At 67.6% G+C, this 14,184-nt stretch carries 15 protein-coding genes; 4 read left to right on the plus strand and 11 right to left on the minus strand.

The window, feature by feature from the left end:
• The 11 genes from VFE28_15200 to crtY form a co-directional block, all read right to left on the minus strand.
• On the minus strand, window positions 1–381 hold a 381-nt coding region (locus tag VFE28_15200), incomplete at its 3' end, for an arginine deiminase-related protein (protein ID HZM17345.1).
• Between the two features lie 34 nt (window positions 382–415).
• Window positions 416–1,135: a lipid-binding SYLF domain-containing protein gene (locus VFE28_15205; GenBank protein HZM17346.1), complete on the minus strand. Its 720-nt coding sequence runs from the start codon at window positions 1,133–1,135 to the stop codon at window positions 416–418.
• 32 nt (window positions 1,136–1,167) lie between these two features.
• Window positions 1,168–1,647, minus strand: coding sequence for a bacterioferritin (bfr, locus tag VFE28_15210; protein HZM17347.1), 480 nt, complete (start codon window positions 1,645–1,647; stop codon window positions 1,168–1,170).
• A gap of 399 nt (window positions 1,648–2,046) precedes the next feature.
• On the minus strand, window positions 2,047–2,991 hold the full coding sequence (locus VFE28_15215; protein HZM17348.1) for a DUF5914 domain-containing protein: 945 nt from the start codon (window positions 2,989–2,991) through the stop codon (window positions 2,047–2,049).
• Window positions 2,988–4,523: an FAD-dependent oxidoreductase gene (locus VFE28_15220; GenBank protein HZM17349.1), complete on the minus strand. Its 1,536-nt coding sequence runs from the start codon at window positions 4,521–4,523 to the stop codon at window positions 2,988–2,990. Before VFE28_15220 ends, VFE28_15215 begins: the two co-directional genes overlap by 4 nt.
• Entirely contained in the window at window positions 4,520–5,221 is a 702-nt protein-coding gene (locus VFE28_15225) for a class I SAM-dependent methyltransferase (GenBank protein ID HZM17350.1), read from the minus strand. Before VFE28_15225 ends, VFE28_15220 begins: the two co-directional genes overlap by 4 nt.
• 61 nt (window positions 5,222–5,282) lie before the next feature.
• Window positions 5,283–5,864 carry a DUF2141 domain-containing protein gene (locus VFE28_15230; protein ID HZM17351.1) on the minus strand — a complete coding sequence of 194 codons (582 nt, stop codon included), beginning with the start codon at window positions 5,862–5,864 and terminating at the stop codon, window positions 5,283–5,285.
• Between the two features lie 6 nt (window positions 5,865–5,870).
• On the minus strand, window positions 5,871–6,896 hold the full coding sequence (locus VFE28_15235) for a phytoene/squalene synthase family protein (protein HZM17352.1): 1,026 nt from the start codon (window positions 6,894–6,896) through the stop codon (window positions 5,871–5,873).
• The gene (locus tag VFE28_15240; protein ID HZM17353.1) at window positions 6,893–8,443 is read right to left on the minus strand and encodes a phytoene desaturase; all 1,551 of its coding nucleotides are present in this window, start codon (window positions 8,441–8,443) and stop codon (window positions 6,893–6,895) included. The genes VFE28_15235 and VFE28_15240 overlap by 4 nt, the downstream gene beginning before the upstream one ends.
• A complete protein-coding gene (locus VFE28_15245) occupies window positions 8,436–9,461 on the minus strand; it encodes a polyprenyl synthetase family protein (GenBank protein ID HZM17354.1) in 1,026 nt (341 codons plus the stop codon). Before VFE28_15245 ends, VFE28_15240 begins: the two co-directional genes overlap by 8 nt.
• Window positions 9,458–10,609 (minus strand): lycopene beta-cyclase CrtY, encoded by a 1,152-nt coding sequence (gene crtY / locus VFE28_15250; GenBank protein ID HZM17355.1) that lies wholly within the window; start codon window positions 10,607–10,609, stop codon window positions 9,458–9,460. The genes VFE28_15245 and crtY overlap by 4 nt, the downstream gene beginning before the upstream one ends.
• 139 nt (window positions 10,610–10,748) lie before the next feature.
• Between crtY and VFE28_15255 the strand changes: the two genes are divergently transcribed.
• From VFE28_15255 to VFE28_15270, 4 genes are all read left to right on the plus strand, one after another.
• Window positions 10,749–11,162 (plus strand): hypothetical protein, encoded by a 414-nt coding sequence (locus VFE28_15255; GenBank protein ID HZM17356.1) that lies wholly within the window; start codon window positions 10,749–10,751, stop codon window positions 11,160–11,162.
• A 1-nt stretch (window position 11,163) separates the two neighbouring features.
• A complete protein-coding gene (locus VFE28_15260; GenBank protein ID HZM17357.1) occupies window positions 11,164–12,054 on the plus strand; it encodes a hypothetical protein in 891 nt (296 codons plus the stop codon).
• 186 nt (window positions 12,055–12,240) lie between these two features.
• Window positions 12,241–12,645, plus strand: a complete 405-nt coding sequence (locus VFE28_15265; GenBank protein HZM17358.1) for an SRPBCC family protein — start codon at window positions 12,241–12,243, stop codon at window positions 12,643–12,645.
• Window positions 12,646–12,673: 28 nt separating this feature from the next.
• Window positions 12,674–13,519, plus strand: a complete 846-nt coding sequence (locus tag VFE28_15270) for a sigma-70 family RNA polymerase sigma factor (protein HZM17359.1) — start codon at window positions 12,674–12,676, stop codon at window positions 13,517–13,519.
• Window positions 13,520–14,184: the final 665 nt, after the last annotated feature.

Genomic DNA, 14,184 nt, shown 5'->3' on the forward strand with positions numbered 1-14,184 from the left:
GTCGGTGCGCGTCGAGAGGCCGACGAAGAGGGTGCGGCCGAGAAGCAGGACATCGCCGCCGTCCAGCGTACCGGGGGGCGGTAGGTGCACGAGGTCCCGGTAGGCGGCGAGGGCGGCGGCGAGGCTCGCACTCTCGGGTCGCCTGGTCGGGGCGCCCATGTGCGGCACGAGGGCGCATTCGTCGAGCACGACGGCCGCATCTTCGACGAAGACCGCGTCCGGCAAGTCGGGTTCGGCGGGGAGCGAAACCACCTCCGCACCGAGCTCCTGCAGCAGCCTCTCGTACTGCCTGTGTTGTTCTCGTGCCCGGTCCGCGTCGATGAAAGAGCGTGCCCGGTAAGTCAGCTCGCAGCGGTCGAGGTTGCCGACGCTTCGGGTCAAGGCGATCATCCGGTCACGCCGCTCTCCAAGCCTCCTACTGCGGGGATTTGCTCCCCCCTTTGCTCTCCCCCGGGGACGCCTTCTCCAACGCCGCGATCAAGGGCTTGGCGGCTTCGGGCAGGGTCGCTTTGCCTTCAAGGACGATCTCCTTGGCGCCGATCTTGCGGCCGTAGAGATCCTCGTTGTCGCCGGAGTCCTCGCGCACTGTGGAGCCCTCCAGTGAGATGCCGGCGAACAGCCCTTTGGAACGCGAATAGCTGAGGATCTCGGCGTCCATGAACGCATCCGTCGCCGCCGCGGCGGTGCGGCCGACCGGCCCGGCCGCCACGGTGGCATCGGCACCCAACTTGACCTTGCTGGACAGCAAGCTCCCGGTCCCCTTGGGGTTCATCACCAGGAGCACGAAGTCGATGACCGTGCCGCCGATCTGGAAGCCGAAGCTGCCTCCTTCGAGCCGCATCATCGCCGGTTCGCCCCAAGGGCCTTTGAACTCAGGGCCGGTGCGACAGACCAAGGCGCCCTTGCCGTAGCTGCCGCCGACGCCGAGGGCCACCTTCTTCACCGAGGGGAAGACGCAGACGCACTCCGCCTTGTTCAGGATGTCCTCAGGGATCCCTTCTGGCAGGGCGAGGATCTCGCGGACGACCTCGGCCGACTCTTGCAGGCGCTTCTCCTGCGCCGCCTTTTCGCTCCAGCTGGGAGCTGCTCCGGAAACGAGCAACGCTGCACAGAACCCCAACGTCATCCACCGCATCGCCAACCTCCCATGGGGCCGTATGGAATGCCCTATCCGCCTCGGACCTGTTGAGCCAGGTAGTTGGCTTCGCCGATCTGCTGGATCAGGGCGAACTGGGATTCGAACCAGTCGATGTCATTCTCCTCGCCGCGCAGGACCTCTTCGACCAGCTGGCGGGAGCCGTGGTCGCCGAGCTCGAGGAGGAGTTTTACCTGCTCCTTCACCTTGTCGACCAGTTTCTTCTCGTGTTCGTAGTCGAGCCGCAGGATCTCGGGCACGTTCTCCCCGAGACGGATCTTGTCGAGGCGCTGCAAGTTCGGGACGCCCTCGAGATAGAGGACGCGATCGATGATCTTCTCGGCATGCTTCATCTCGTCGATGGAGCGCTGGCGGATGGTGTCGGCGAGGCGTTCGTACCCCCAGTTCCGGCACATGCGGGCGTGCAGGAAGAACTGGTTGACGCCGGTGAGCTCGAGGGTAAGGAGCTGGTTCAGAGACTCAAGGATCTGCTCGCCATGGGGATACTTCACGGTTCGCTCCCTGGGTCCACGGTGCCGAAGGCTTCGGCTCGGAGTGCGAAGCATGGTCCGACCGCCGGCAGTCGGGCCTCGCCTGCGGTCGCGCTGCGTCGAGGAGGCAGCATAGCGTCTCGGCGCAGCTGCCGCAGCAGGTGCCGGCGCCGCTGACGGCGGCGAGTTGCTGCAGCGTCCGCGACCCGGCCTGGATATGACCGTGCAGCTGCGCCTCGTTCAGGCCCATGCAGATGCAGACGACCATGCGAATCTCCGTGGCAGGGAACAAGAAGAGACTGAGACGCAGTCTCAATCTCAACTCGAACTTACCATCAGAGGGGCAGGCCGTCAAGGAGGCCCGTTCCAGACGCCCACCTCGGCCCCCACCGAGGTGGGGAACCCGATGCTAAGTCCCCTTCAGACCTCACCTTGGCGCAACGAATAGAGGCGCTCGGCATAGGCCGCGTCGTCTCTCCACAACCGGAAGGCTGCCCGGCGCACCAGGGGGTGAAGGATCCGACCCAGGAGCCCTACTGCGATCCAGAAGCCGCGGCGGTCTGAAGTAGCGAGGGTGGCTTCGACGACCGCGGTGCGACCGATGTCGACCGGCGCGGCGTGTGTTTCCACCACGGACCCCTCTCCCTCGCCGCGGAGGATGGTCATCACGATCGTTTCCGGATCCGAGCAGTGGAAGCGCGCATCCACCTCGACGCCGTAACGTCCGACGACGCGGTACACGACGCGCACGACGATCGCGTCCTCGTCCTGCTGCATCACCCGCAGGCGGCCGAAGGAATGCGGATGGTAGTGCACGCCGTGCCAGGGATCGAGCCGGTTGGCGAGGATGTCGGCCGGATCGCAACGAGCTTCCTTGCGGATGACGGCGGCGAAACAGCGCTCGGGCCTGGGGTGGAGAACCGGGTGGTCGAGGCGTTGCGCTTGCGGATCGAGCGCCGCCCAGAGGAGTACGCCATCGTCGTACACAGGGAGTGGTTTCCAAGCCCCGTGCCCGCTCGGTCCCAGCCTCAACCCGTGCCAGGGGCAGACGATCGCGTCACCAGAGAGCTTCCCAGAGGCGAGGGACGCACCCAGGTGCGGGCACACGTCGCGTGCCACGAGGAGTCCAGCCGAAGAACGCCAGACGACGTAATCCTTCCCGGCGAGCCGATAGCGCCGCGGTTTCCTGCCGATGGCGCGACTGGCGTCCACGACGGTCCAACCGGTGGCAGGCAGGGCGCGAGCGTGACGGAGCGCGTTCGTGATCCACACCGGGTTCGCTTGCTGCCAATCCTCGAGCTTCGAAGCGGGACCCGTGGGCGGCAGCCGGCGGCCGAAGGGAATGGGGGCGCGCGTGGCTTTCATCGGCGGCTCCCGGCCCGAGGTCGCGACTGCGCTCGCGGCAGGGGGAAGCCGGCCAAGAGCCCACGCGCCGGAACGGCCGCGATCGGCTCTGGGCGCACGCCGAGCGGCGCCAACACATGGTTGGCGGCCAGGAATCCCGAAGCCGCGGCGCGTTCCATCAAAGCGCTCGGGATCGGCAGGCGGACGAAATCGCCGGCGAGGGTGACGGCCGTGAACGGAGTGCGCACTTCCGGGCGTCCGGCATGAGAGTCCGGCGCGAAGGCGGGACAATCCTGGCGCAGCAACCAGCGCTCCTCGAGGACCGGACACTCCGCGGTCTCCGGATAGAGCTCGTGTAACGCGCCTAGCATTTCTTCCCGCAGTGACTGCTCGTCCATGCTGGGATCGATGGCGTAGGCGTGGAGCTCGACGACCGCGCCGCCGTGGCGCGCCGCCCAGTCGCGGCTCTCGTCCTCGAAGAGATGGTAGAGCGAGATATTGTCGAGGACGCCGAGCCCGGTGGTGCCGACGAAAGGAGCGCGGCCGGGGCGGGTGGGGCCATCGAGCCAGAGCCGCCAGACGACGAAGGGCCGGGTGAGCCGCAAGTCCTCGATGCTGCGCCGCCAGCCGGGAGCGTCGAGAGCGGGCGAGCGGCGCACGATCTCCTGCAGCGCCGGCACCGTGAGAGCGAGAACCACGGCATCGGCCTCGTATGCGCCGTGGTCGGTGGCCACCCGCCAGCCTGCATCGTGCCGCTCCACGGCCAGGGCTCTCTCGCCGAAGCGGAGCTGCACGCCCAGCGCTTCCAGGTGACGGACGAACGGGCCCCAGAGAGCGCGCGAAAACGGCCGGCGCGCCACGTCGAACACCAGCCCCTCGGGATTGCCGGTGAAGTAGAAGTGGAACAGCATGAGCAGCTCCGCTGCCGACATCTCCGCTTCGGCGTTGAAGAACGAATGGGAGAAGACGTCGAAGAGTAGACGCCGCGCTGCAGTGGGAAAGTGCAACGAGTCGAGATAGTCGGCGGCGCTCTCGTGGTCCCAGGCAGCGTAGGTGCGGGCCTGGTCGAAGCGCAGCATCTCGAGAGCCTGACGCTTGTCGACGCGCAGCAACTCCTTGAGTCCCAGGGAAGAGGTCCGGCGGGTGAGCGACATGAGGTTCTGCGGCGTCTGTCGCGGCAAGCCGGCGAAGGATTGCGTGGCGCCGCCGGGACCGAGGATGGGGTAATCCTGCAGCGGCTCGAGGAACTCCAAGCGCGGGTCGATGCGCTGCAGCAGCGCTCTCAGGTTGTAGTACTGGCGGAAGAAGGCGTGGAACCCACGCTCCATCTCGAAGCTCTCGCCGCTCCCGAGCCGTTCCGTCCACGCGCCGGCGCGGCCGCCCAGGAAGCGCTCCGCTTCGATCAAAGTGACCTGCAAGCGGCGCTCGGCGAGCACCACGGCGGCGGCGACGCCGGCGATGCCGCCGCCGGCGACGACGACCCGTTGCTCGGTGCCGGCGTGCTCGCGCCCGCCGGGCGCAGGGAGCAGGAGTTGCCGCGGCCTCGATCTCATGCCTTGGGCCTGCGGGACAGGAAGCTGTGCACGATCCCGCGCTGCCACCCGTCCACGGGCTCCACCTGCACGTCGGCGTAGCCTGCGGCGCGCAGTCGCGCTTGCAGCTGCGGCACGCGGTCGAAGGTCATGACGCTCTGGCGCAGATAGCGGAAGATCGAACTCGACCCGGTGACCAGCGTGCCGAGGGGGATCACGATGCCGAGCGTCACCAACTGCCAGACGCTCCGGCTCCAGAGCGACCCCGACAGGCTGAACTCGTGCAAACAAAGTGAGCCACCAGGGCGGAGGAGATGCCACAGGCGTTGTAGGCAGCGATCGGGGTCGGGGACGTTGCGGATCCCGTAGGCCATGAAGATGGCGTCGAAGGGTCCGGAGGCGCCGGCGGCGGCCGGGTCCATGGCGTCGCCTTGCAGCCAGCGCACGTCCTGCAGTTCCCGCTTGCGTGCCGCTCGCTCCAGCATGCCCGCGGAGGCATCGAGACCGGTGAGGCCGGCGCGAGGATGCGAGCGCCGCAGGGCCAGGGTGGAAAGTCCGGTGCCGCAGCAGAGATCGAGGATCTCGAACGGCTCGCTGGCAGGGAACCGCCGGGCGCTCCGGTCGAGATGGGCGGCATAGCCTGGCTGGAGAGCGGAGAGAAGGTCGTAACCGCGGGCGATGCGGTCGAACTGGTGGGGCACCTTGTGTTTCTCGAGCACCGATTTCTCTCCTCTTGCGGGCGCACCTGTACGGGCGAGGCGTCCTGGGACGCGGGCCTCGTCAGTAGCGCAGGTGCAAGCGTACCGTGAGCGTGTCGCCCGCAGCGTCGAAGGCGGCAGCGGCAAAACTTGGTGGTCCGAAGCGGGCCTTGACGTCACGCGACACACCCCAGCCCTCGCTCGGCCGACCGAGGAAGTCCTTTTGCATGCTCCCGTCGCCGTTCTCGTCATGGAAGACGGAAACCGCATAGCGCCCCGACGGCAATGGAGTGAATACGAAGGTGGCGCTGTCGCCCGCAATCGTCGCCCTGCCCCACTGCAGGCTCAGTTCGTCGTGGTCAGGGAAGCCATCTTTCTTGGCGAAGATCGACATGCGCACTTCGCCGCGGTGGTGTCGCAAGCCGAGAGCTACGGCTCGGATCACCGTGGCGTGCGTCACCTGTCCGCCGGCAGCTGCCGGGGCGAGCGAATCAGGGGGAGCTCCCGGAGTTGGCGCGAGCGAATCAGGGGGGGCGGTCAGAGTAGGCGTGAGCGCATCCGGTGGAGCAGGAGGCATGGTGCCTTCGATGGGCAACGCAGCGGACAGCACGACCGGCAGTAGAATGCCGCCGAGGATCACGACCCGCAGCTGCCGGAATTGCACTCGAAGTCACCATCCTCTCGAGCTCTGCCGACCCGTTCGTCCCTCGGGGAGAGATGCTTCGCCATCATGGCGCGCAAGGGGCTCGTTCCCCAGGGGAAGAACGTCCTCGGCACGGACGACGCGCGACGGAGGCGAAAGCGGCGCCCTCCGACCTTGGCGGGGCGCGATGGCATGTCGCAGGGACTCCAACACCGCACCCGCTGCGAGAACGAGCTTGGTGCTTCCCGGCACGATGGCGCGTCCGGCGAGAGGAGCGCATCCCTGTGAGCGAATGCGGGTGCCGATGGCGGCATAGACGCGCCGAGCTGTCCGCACTCCCACGCCACAACGCCAGGAGAGCGCCGGAATGCCAGCATCGCCGGAGCGATAGTAAGCCTCTGCCACACGCAACAGCGCTTCGGTGACCCGGGCCACCGGCTCTCGCGCCGTGGGCGGGAAGGGGCCGCCGAGCGCACCCTCCAGCCCAGCGCCGCCGTGCACTCGCAGCAACTCTGTGGGCAAATACAGACGGCCGCGCCCCCAGTCCTCGGCCACATCACGGCAGATGTTGGTGATCTGCATGGCCACACCTAGGTGCACGGCGTTCCGGGTCGCTTCTTCGTCGTGGACGCCGAGGACGTGGCACATCATCAGGCCTACCGTGCCGGCGACGCGGTAACAGTAGAGGAGGAGCGCTGGCAGCGTGTCGTAGCGCGCGCCATGGAGGTCCATCTCCAGACCGGCGAGGAGCTCTTGAGGGTAGTGACGGGGAATGCGGCACTGCTGCGTCACCTGCTGGAAGGCGTCGAGGATGGGGTCGTCGAGGCGGCTGCCGGCGTAGATCCGCTCGAGATCGCGCTCCAACGCCGCAAGCGCGCTCTGGCGCTGCCCAGGTCCCGCGACATCGACGGTGTCGTCCGCCCTTCGACACCAGGCGTAGACGACGACGGCGCGGTCCCGTGCCGGCTGCGGCAGTAGCCGCGACGCGAGCGCGAAGCTCTTGGAGTGGAACGCGATGATCCGGCGGCCGGTTTCGAGGGCCTGGGGTTTCATGGGGCGAAGTCCTGGAGCACCAAGCGCGCGGTCGCCTTGGCCGAGTTGACCACGCCCGGCAGTCCGGCGCCGGGATGCGTGCCGGCGCCGACGAGGTAGAGGCCGGGAATGCGGTCGTCTCGATTGTGCGGGCGGAACCAGGCGCTCTGCTGCAGCGTCGGGGCGCAGGAGAATGCCGATCCCAGATAGGAGTGCAACTCATCGGCGAAGTCCACCGGTGTGAACCAGCGCTGCGTGACCACGTGCTGCCGCAGATCGGGGAGAACGCCTTCGAGGTACTCGAGGATCCTCTCGGCGTAGTGCGGCGCCAGGTGCGGCCAGTCCACCGGCGCGTTCCCCAGGTGCGGCACCGGCGAGAGGACGTAGAAGGTTTCACACCCCGGAGGAGCGAGGGAGCGGTCGGTGATCGTGGGCGCGTGCAGGTAGAGGCTGAAGTCTTCGGGCACCTCGCGGCCATGGAAGATTTCGTGCAGCAGCTCGCGATAGCGCCTCCCGAACAAGATGGTGTGATGCGCCACGTGCTGGTCGTAGCGACGATTGGTGCCGAAGTAGAGAACGAAGAGCGACATCGACCAGTCCATGCGTTCGAGACGACGTCGCATGCGTTGCGCTGCTGGGGCGGCGCCGTAGAGGCCGGCATAGGTGTGGTGCAGGTCGGCGTTGGAAACGACGAGATCGTACTCCGCCGGGGGCCGGCCGCGGACGCGCACACGGTGCTGCAGGCTCCTGTCGTGCGGGGGAACGCTGCCGTTCCGCGTGATCAGACTGGAGCCGCGTCGCACGACATCGATGCCTTCCACCGGGGAATCGAGGAATAGCTCGCCCCCGAGCTCATGGAAGAGTCGGACGAGGCCGCGGACCAGGGCGCCCGTGCCGCCGCGGGGGAACGAGACCCCCCAGTGGCGTTCGAGATAATGGATGAGTGTGTAGATGGAGCTGGTCTCGTAGGGGTTGCCGCCCACGAGGAGCGAGTGGAAGCTCAGCGCCTGGCGCACGTGCTCTTCCTGCACGAAACGGCTCACCGTACCGTACACCGAGCGGTCGGCCCGCAGTCGCACCAGATGCGGCGCCACGCGCACCATGTCGGCGAAGCGCAGGAAGGGCGTCGCTGCCAGCTCGGTGTAGCCGGTCTCGAACACCCGGCGCGAATGTTCCACGAAGCGCTGGTAACCGGCGACGTCCGCGGGCCGCAAGCGCCCGATCTCGGCGCTCATGGCCTCGCTGTCGCCGCTGTAGTCGAAACGAACACCGTCCTCCCAGAGCAAGCGGTAGAACGGCTGCACAGGCAGGAGCTCGACGTAGTCCTTCAGCTCTCGGCCTGCGGCGGCGAAGAGTTCCTCGAAGACGTGCGGCGCCGTGATGACCGTCGGGCCGGCATCGAAGACGAAGCCTTGGTCCTCGTAGACATAGGCGCGGCCCCCGGGTTTGTCCCGGGCTTCGAACACCGTGGTGCGGATGCCGCCGGCCTGGAGCCGGATCGCAGCGGCCAGGCCCCCGAAGCCGCTGCCGATGACGGCGGCGCGGACAGCGCCGGGGCGTTCAGCCATAGGCCTGCGACAATCGCTGCACTTGCTCTGCCAGGTCGTCCAGGGCCGGCGAGGGTCCGAGAACCCGGACCAACTCGTGCAGCGCCTCTTGCATGGTGGCCGCGATCAGCCCCGGGGCCGTCTGGTGCAGCTGCGCGCGCAACCGGAGGAGAACCTCCTCGACTTCCGGCGCCGCAGCCGCTAGCTCCGCTGCCCGCGCGATGCCGGCATATCCCACCGGGTCGCGACTCTCGGCGAGCCAGGCCCAAGGCCAGGTCGGCCGTCCGAGCTGCAAGTCCTCGAACCCCTTGTTCCGACGGCGATCGACGGCAATGCCAGACCAATCATCTGCCATCTGCAGGACGAAGCCGACGCGGGTGCCGAAGTGCGCCAGGGCCGTCAGCGTCTCCGGCGCCGCGCCCGCAGCCCGCGCGCCCATGAGGGCGGCGAGACGCAACAGCGCGCCCGTCTTGAGCTGGGTCACCTGCGCCACGAACGCCGGCACCTCGCTCTGGCGCAGACTGGTCACGCGGAGCGAGAGATCGAGAGCCTGGCCCTGGTGCGAGAGCACCACGGCGTCCGCGATGTCGGCGTACAAAGCGAGGGCCAAGTCGCGTTGCAACCCCAGGCGGGAGAGCAGCGCCAGAGGCAAGAAGTGCAGCCAATTGCCCGTGTTGAGCGCCAGCGGGAGGCCGAAGCGCCGATGCAATGAAGGTTCGCCGCGGCGCGTCTCCGACGCGTCCTCGATGTCGTCGATGACGAGGGAGCCGGCGTGCAACAGCTCGACGAGGAACTGCAATTCCTGGGGTTGCTGGCCCGGCGTTCCCCCCGCGAGAGCCCAGCTGCTGGCGACGAGCTGGCTGCGGAAACCCTTGCCGGGGCGACGCAGGATGTCCCGCGCCGGGTCGAGGAGAGCTGCTTCCCAATAGCGAAGATCGAGAGGTGTCCCAAGACTCTCGGCCGGCATTGCGGCGAGAAGGTCGACGAGGACTTCCTGTAGATCGAAAGTCGAGGCCGGCGCTGCCGCGGGAGGGTTCATCGACGCACTCCTTTGCTGAGACGATAGCGCAGCGACAGACCGCGCGGCGGCCGGCCGAGCACGAGCCTCACCCGGTCCTGCGGGCGCAAGCGCAGCGCGTAGAACCGTTCGATCGTCTCCAGGGGCAGACGGTAGAAGCGGTGCATTATATGCCATCGCGCCTCCGGGGGAAACCAGCGGAAGAGCATGTGGTTGAGCAAGTGACAAAAGCCCGCCTGACGTCGATGGGTGCGGATGAAGGCCTGGAGCGCCGGGCCGAAGAGATGCTCCGGCGGCTGGTTCGCCACCAGTTCGGCGAGTCGGGCGGCGATGGGGAGGGAATAACCCGTGCCGGGATGGAAGAAACCACCGCGATAGCCGGCCAAGAGAGGGCCGCGCTGCGGCAGCCCGAAGCGGCCGCGCCAGGGCATGGGGAGAATCCCTTCCTCTTCGCGCTCGATCGATTGCACCTCGAGTCCCATGCGGCCGACGTGCTCCAGGACTCGACGGCGCAGCGTCTCGCGCTCGAGGCGGGGATCATTGGTGAAGTACGTGTCCTCCACGAGCAGGCGCGTGGGGCCGAGGGGCAGCGTGTAGGCGAAGCGGAAGCCTTCGGATTGCTCCACCGTCGCATCCATGAGTACCGGGCATTCCAGGGCGTGCGGGGTCGTGAGCTCGACCTCGAGTCCCAGGAACTTCTGATAACCCTGCGCGTTGTTCTGCGCCGCATCCGGTGCGATACCACGGGCGTCGATCACCACGGTGCCCGTGAGACGCTCGCCCTCGTCCAGGAGCACGTGGTGCTCGCCGACTTCCACTGCGCCGCGGCCGGTGCGTAGCGTGCCGCCCGGCCATTCTGCCAGGACACCGGCCACGACCTCGTGTAAACGTGTGCTCGAGATCATCGAATACTCGCTGTCGAGCCGGCGCTCGAAGCCGGGGAAGCGGACGTCGTAGCCTGGCCAGCGCCGGCAGACGAGCGGCGCCACCCAGACCCGGGCGGCGGGCGCCAGATCGGCGGCATGGAAGCACCAGGTGTGGTTGCCTCCCAGGCGAGCATCGCGCTCCACGAGCGCGACGCGCGCCCTGGGCTTCCGGGCGCGGAGGGCGAGCGCGAGCAGGGCGCTCTGCAGGCCGCCGCCGACGAGGATCGTGTCGAAGTCGTGCATGCCGAAGGCATCCAGCCAATCGCTCGTAGAGTCCGCTCTAGCCGGCGAGTATACCGATTGAGCCTGGACGGTGGCGGCACTAGAATCGGAGCGCGCGACGCGGCGCCGAGCGTTGCCGCGCTGCTACGAGGAGGATCGCATGCGATGCCATCAGATCGTGCTGGGCGCCCTGTTGCTGGCGCTCACGGCTTCGAGCGCCAGCGCCGGCCGCATTTTCGGCGACATCAAGATGGACGGCAAGCCGGTGCCGGAAGGCCTCCGGGTCCGCATCAGCCAGCCCGTCGCCGAGGCGGCGGAGAAGGACGCGGCCAAGGGCGAGGCGAAGAGCGAGGCCAAGGCAGAGAAGGCGCCGAAGGTGGCGCCGATCGACTCCTGCGCCACCGACAAGTTCGGCGCCTACAAGCTCAACGTGAAGACGGAGGGGAAGTGCACCTTGACGGTGCTGTACGAGAAGCAGCCCGTCTCCCTCGAGGTGTTCTCCTACAAGGATGCCACCCGCTACGACCTGATCCTGGAGAAGAAGGAAGGCAAGCTGGCGCTGCGAAGGAAGTGAGATGAGCGAGGGAGCGCGGAAGGATAAGTGGGACAAGCTGGCGATCGTGCTGGCTCCGGTGGGCGGCCTGCTCACCGCGGGGGCGATCGCCATTTTCGGCTTCGTCACCTCCAATGTCCTCAACCGCCGGCAGGCCAACGAGACGAACACGCGTCTCTACTCGGAGCTGATGAGCAAGCGCGAGGAGTCGGAGAGCGCCCTCCGCAAGGACATGTTCGTTTCCATCATCAATTCCTTTCTCGCCCCTGGAGGATCGGACCTGGGGGCGGCGGTGCTCAACCTCGAGCTCCTGGCCTACAACTTCCACGAGTCGCTCAATCTGAAGCCGCTGTTCCTCGACCTGAAGCGTCGCATCGATCGGGCGGAGGTGGGGGCGACGCCGGCGGTGCGCGCGGACCTCGACGACTACTCCGTGCGCCTCGAGCGGGTGGCGCGGGAGATCGCCCGCAAGCAGCTCATCGTCCTGGAGGGCGTGGGGCGCAAGTTCGACCGCACCATCGACATGACCGTGGATCCCATCGGCACCTCGCTGGAGCCCGCGACGCTCAGCCTGGATTCGATCCCGACCTTTTTCGGCATCGATGTTCTCGATGTGGATCAGCGCAACCGGGAGATCAAGGTGGGCCTCAACGTCGAAACGCCCGACCCGGTGCTGGGCCGACAGACCAAGACCGCGACGTTCGTGGTCAGCTTCTTCGACTTCCCGATGATCGACAACACACGCCTGGCCCACGGTCAGCGTTGCGCCATCATCCTCAACGGCTTCTCCGAGCAAGCCGCCGACGTCACCCTGGTGCTCTTTCCGGGGGAGTACGCCAGCTTGAAGGAGAAGCCCTACTACAGCGAGGTGCTGGAGAAGGTGCGGAGCGCCAGCGAGCAAGCGGCCCACTGACGCGGGGCGCTGGCGACGGACAAGCCGCCTTGCGACCGCTCGTCCCTTCCGTGCACTGCGCGACCGCTTACCTCAATGCTGCCACTTCCTCCCCGCCTCACCGGCGAGAAAGTTGGTCACATCGTGGCCGGCGCGGGTGTCTCATGGTTCAAAGACCCCTGGAGACCCCACGTGGAGGATGACGCTATGAGGAACTACGACGTCCAGGAGATCGAGCTCGAGGTCTCCGCCGCTGGAGCCTTCGCTGTGCTCGCGGACCCGGTGCGACTGCCCCGCTGGACGGATGCCTTCGAAAGCGCCGACGGCAAAGCCGCCACAATGCGCACGCCCCAGGGCGCGCTCCGCGTGGGGCTCGAGGTCCAGGCGTCCCCGGCTCAGGGCGTCGTCGATTGGAAGATGACGTTCCCCGACGGCGCCATCGGATGGGCGCACTCGCGGGTGGTCCCCTTGGCGGAACGGCGTTGCGTCTACACCTTCGTGCTCCACACGCCGCCCCAGGCTCTCGAGTCCGTTGAGGGCGCACTCGACGTCCAGCGTGCGACCCTTGCCCGTGAGCTGCGGCGGCTGAAAGACCTGTTGGAGCGACGATGAGGGAACGGGCCGGCGACTTGGAGCGACGATGAGAGGACGAGCCGGCGACGAGGAAACCCTCGAGGAACGCGTTCGCCGCGCGCAGGCCGGCGACCGTGCCGCTCTCGAGAGTGTCGTGAGGGAGATACAGCCCCGGATGTACGGGCTCGCGCTGCGCTTCCTCTGGCACCCGGACGATGCTCAGGATGCGACCCAGGAGATCCTGGTCCGGATCGTGACCAAGCTCGGCAGCTTCCGTGGCGAGAGCGGCTTCGGCACCTGGGCGTTTCAGGTCGCGTGTAACACCTTGCGGACGCTGCGCCGCCAGCGCATGGAGCGCCCGGAGATGAGCATCGAGGCGTTCGCGGCCGACCTCGCCACGGGGCTTTCCGACCAGCCGGTGGCCACGACGCCTCCCGTCGAGGAATCGCTGCTCTGGGAGGAGGTCAAGATCGGCTGCACGACCGCGATGCTGCTGTGCCTCGACCGCGAGCATCGCCTCGCCTACATCCTCGGCGAGATCCTCGAGCTGGACCACCGCACGGCCGCGGCGGCGCTGGAGGTGACGCCGGATGCGTACCGTCAGCGGCTGGCGCGAGCACGCGCCGCCATCGTCGGCCTCATGAAGGCCCGCTGCGGGCTGGCCCATCCCGAGAACCCGTGTCGGTGCCGGCGTCGCGTGGCCACCGCGATGGCGCGCGGCCACCTCGACCCGGGTCGGCTCCTGTTCGCCCGATCGGCCGAGCAGGCTCGGCGCTTTCCCGAAGTGCTGGAGGAGATCCGGCGGCTGGAGGAGATGCAACGGGCCGCGGCGCTCCAGCGCTCCCACCTCCTCCCGCCGCCCTCCCAGGAATTCGCCGAGTGGCTACGCCGCCTGATTGCGGGCGTCGTTTGAACGCCTCGTCGCTGCGGTCGGACGCACGGCGTAAGAGCAGGGCGCGAAGCATCCTCGCCATTTTCCCTTACGCGCACTTGACGGCGGCGAGGGGGCGGCACATGATTTCGTAGTCCCCGGCAGCCTCCCGGAGGTAGGGCGTGTCATGCCTACCGTCTCAGTCTTAGAGCGGATCTCTGCCGCCCACGCGACATTCTCCACGATCGCTCGGGCTCTGCAGGATGAGATCACTCCCTGGGTGGTCCGGGAAACGGCCGGCCCGAAGGCACCTCCCCCCAAGTGGTTCGACCGAGCGCGAGTCGGCTCCTTGCTACACCGCCCGTCACCGCCGATCCCCGGGACCTGCTGTGCGGCCCTATCACGCTCGGCCAACGTAGGAGGCGATGACGGATTCCAAGCAGGAGGGGGCACTTGCGTCGGCGCAGGCCCACTGACGACCGTGACTAGACCGACCGGTTCCCTCGGCCCTACACGCACCTCCGCGGTGTGATGGACGACGGTCGAATACGTGTTAGGCCGATAGGAGGTGTGGTGTGATGAGGAAGACCGATCTGGTGTGGATAGCGATCGTGGTCCTCGGCGTTCCAGTTTGCGACCGGTCGCCAGCGACGGCGGCGGAGTCGGACACAGTGTCACTGTCGTTCACTGGAACCGTGGAGTCCGTC

Source organism: Candidatus Krumholzibacteriia bacterium, from assembly GCA_035649275.1.
Lineage (GTDB): Bacteria > Krumholzibacteriota > Krumholzibacteriia.

What these genes read in the sequence shown, in the direction of transcription:
- VFE28_15205 (HZM17346.1), bottom strand. Translation starts at nt 1,135, where the DNA reads ATGCGGTGGATGACGTTGGGGTTCTGTGCAGCGTTGCTCGTTTCCGGA.
- VFE28_15215 (HZM17348.1), bottom strand. Translation starts at nt 2,991, where the DNA reads ATGAAAGCCACGCGCGCCCCCATTCCCTTCGGCCGCCGGCTGCCGCCC.
- VFE28_15220 (HZM17349.1), bottom strand. Translation starts at nt 4,523, where the DNA reads ATGAGATCGAGGCCGCGGCAACTCCTGCTCCCTGCGCCCGGCGGGCGC.
- VFE28_15235 (HZM17352.1), bottom strand. Translation starts at nt 6,896, where the DNA reads ATGAAACCCCAGGCCCTCGAAACCGGCCGCCGGATCATCGCGTTCCAC.
- VFE28_15240 (HZM17353.1), bottom strand. Translation starts at nt 8,443, where the DNA reads ATGGCTGAACGCCCCGGCGCTGTCCGCGCCGCCGTCATCGGCAGCGGC.
- VFE28_15245 (HZM17354.1), bottom strand. Translation starts at nt 9,461, where the DNA reads ATGAACCCTCCCGCGGCAGCGCCGGCCTCGACTTTCGATCTACAGGAA.
- crtY (HZM17355.1), bottom strand. Translation starts at nt 10,609, where the DNA reads ATGCACGACTTCGACACGATCCTCGTCGGCGGCGGCCTGCAGAGCGCC.
- VFE28_15255 (HZM17356.1), top strand. Translation starts at nt 10,749, where the DNA reads ATGCGATGCCATCAGATCGTGCTGGGCGCCCTGTTGCTGGCGCTCACG.
- VFE28_15260 (HZM17357.1), top strand. Translation starts at nt 11,164, where the DNA reads ATGAGCGAGGGAGCGCGGAAGGATAAGTGGGACAAGCTGGCGATCGTG.
- VFE28_15265 (HZM17358.1), top strand. Translation starts at nt 12,241, where the DNA reads ATGAGGAACTACGACGTCCAGGAGATCGAGCTCGAGGTCTCCGCCGCT.
- VFE28_15270 (HZM17359.1), top strand. Translation starts at nt 12,674, where the DNA reads ATGAGAGGACGAGCCGGCGACGAGGAAACCCTCGAGGAACGCGTTCGC.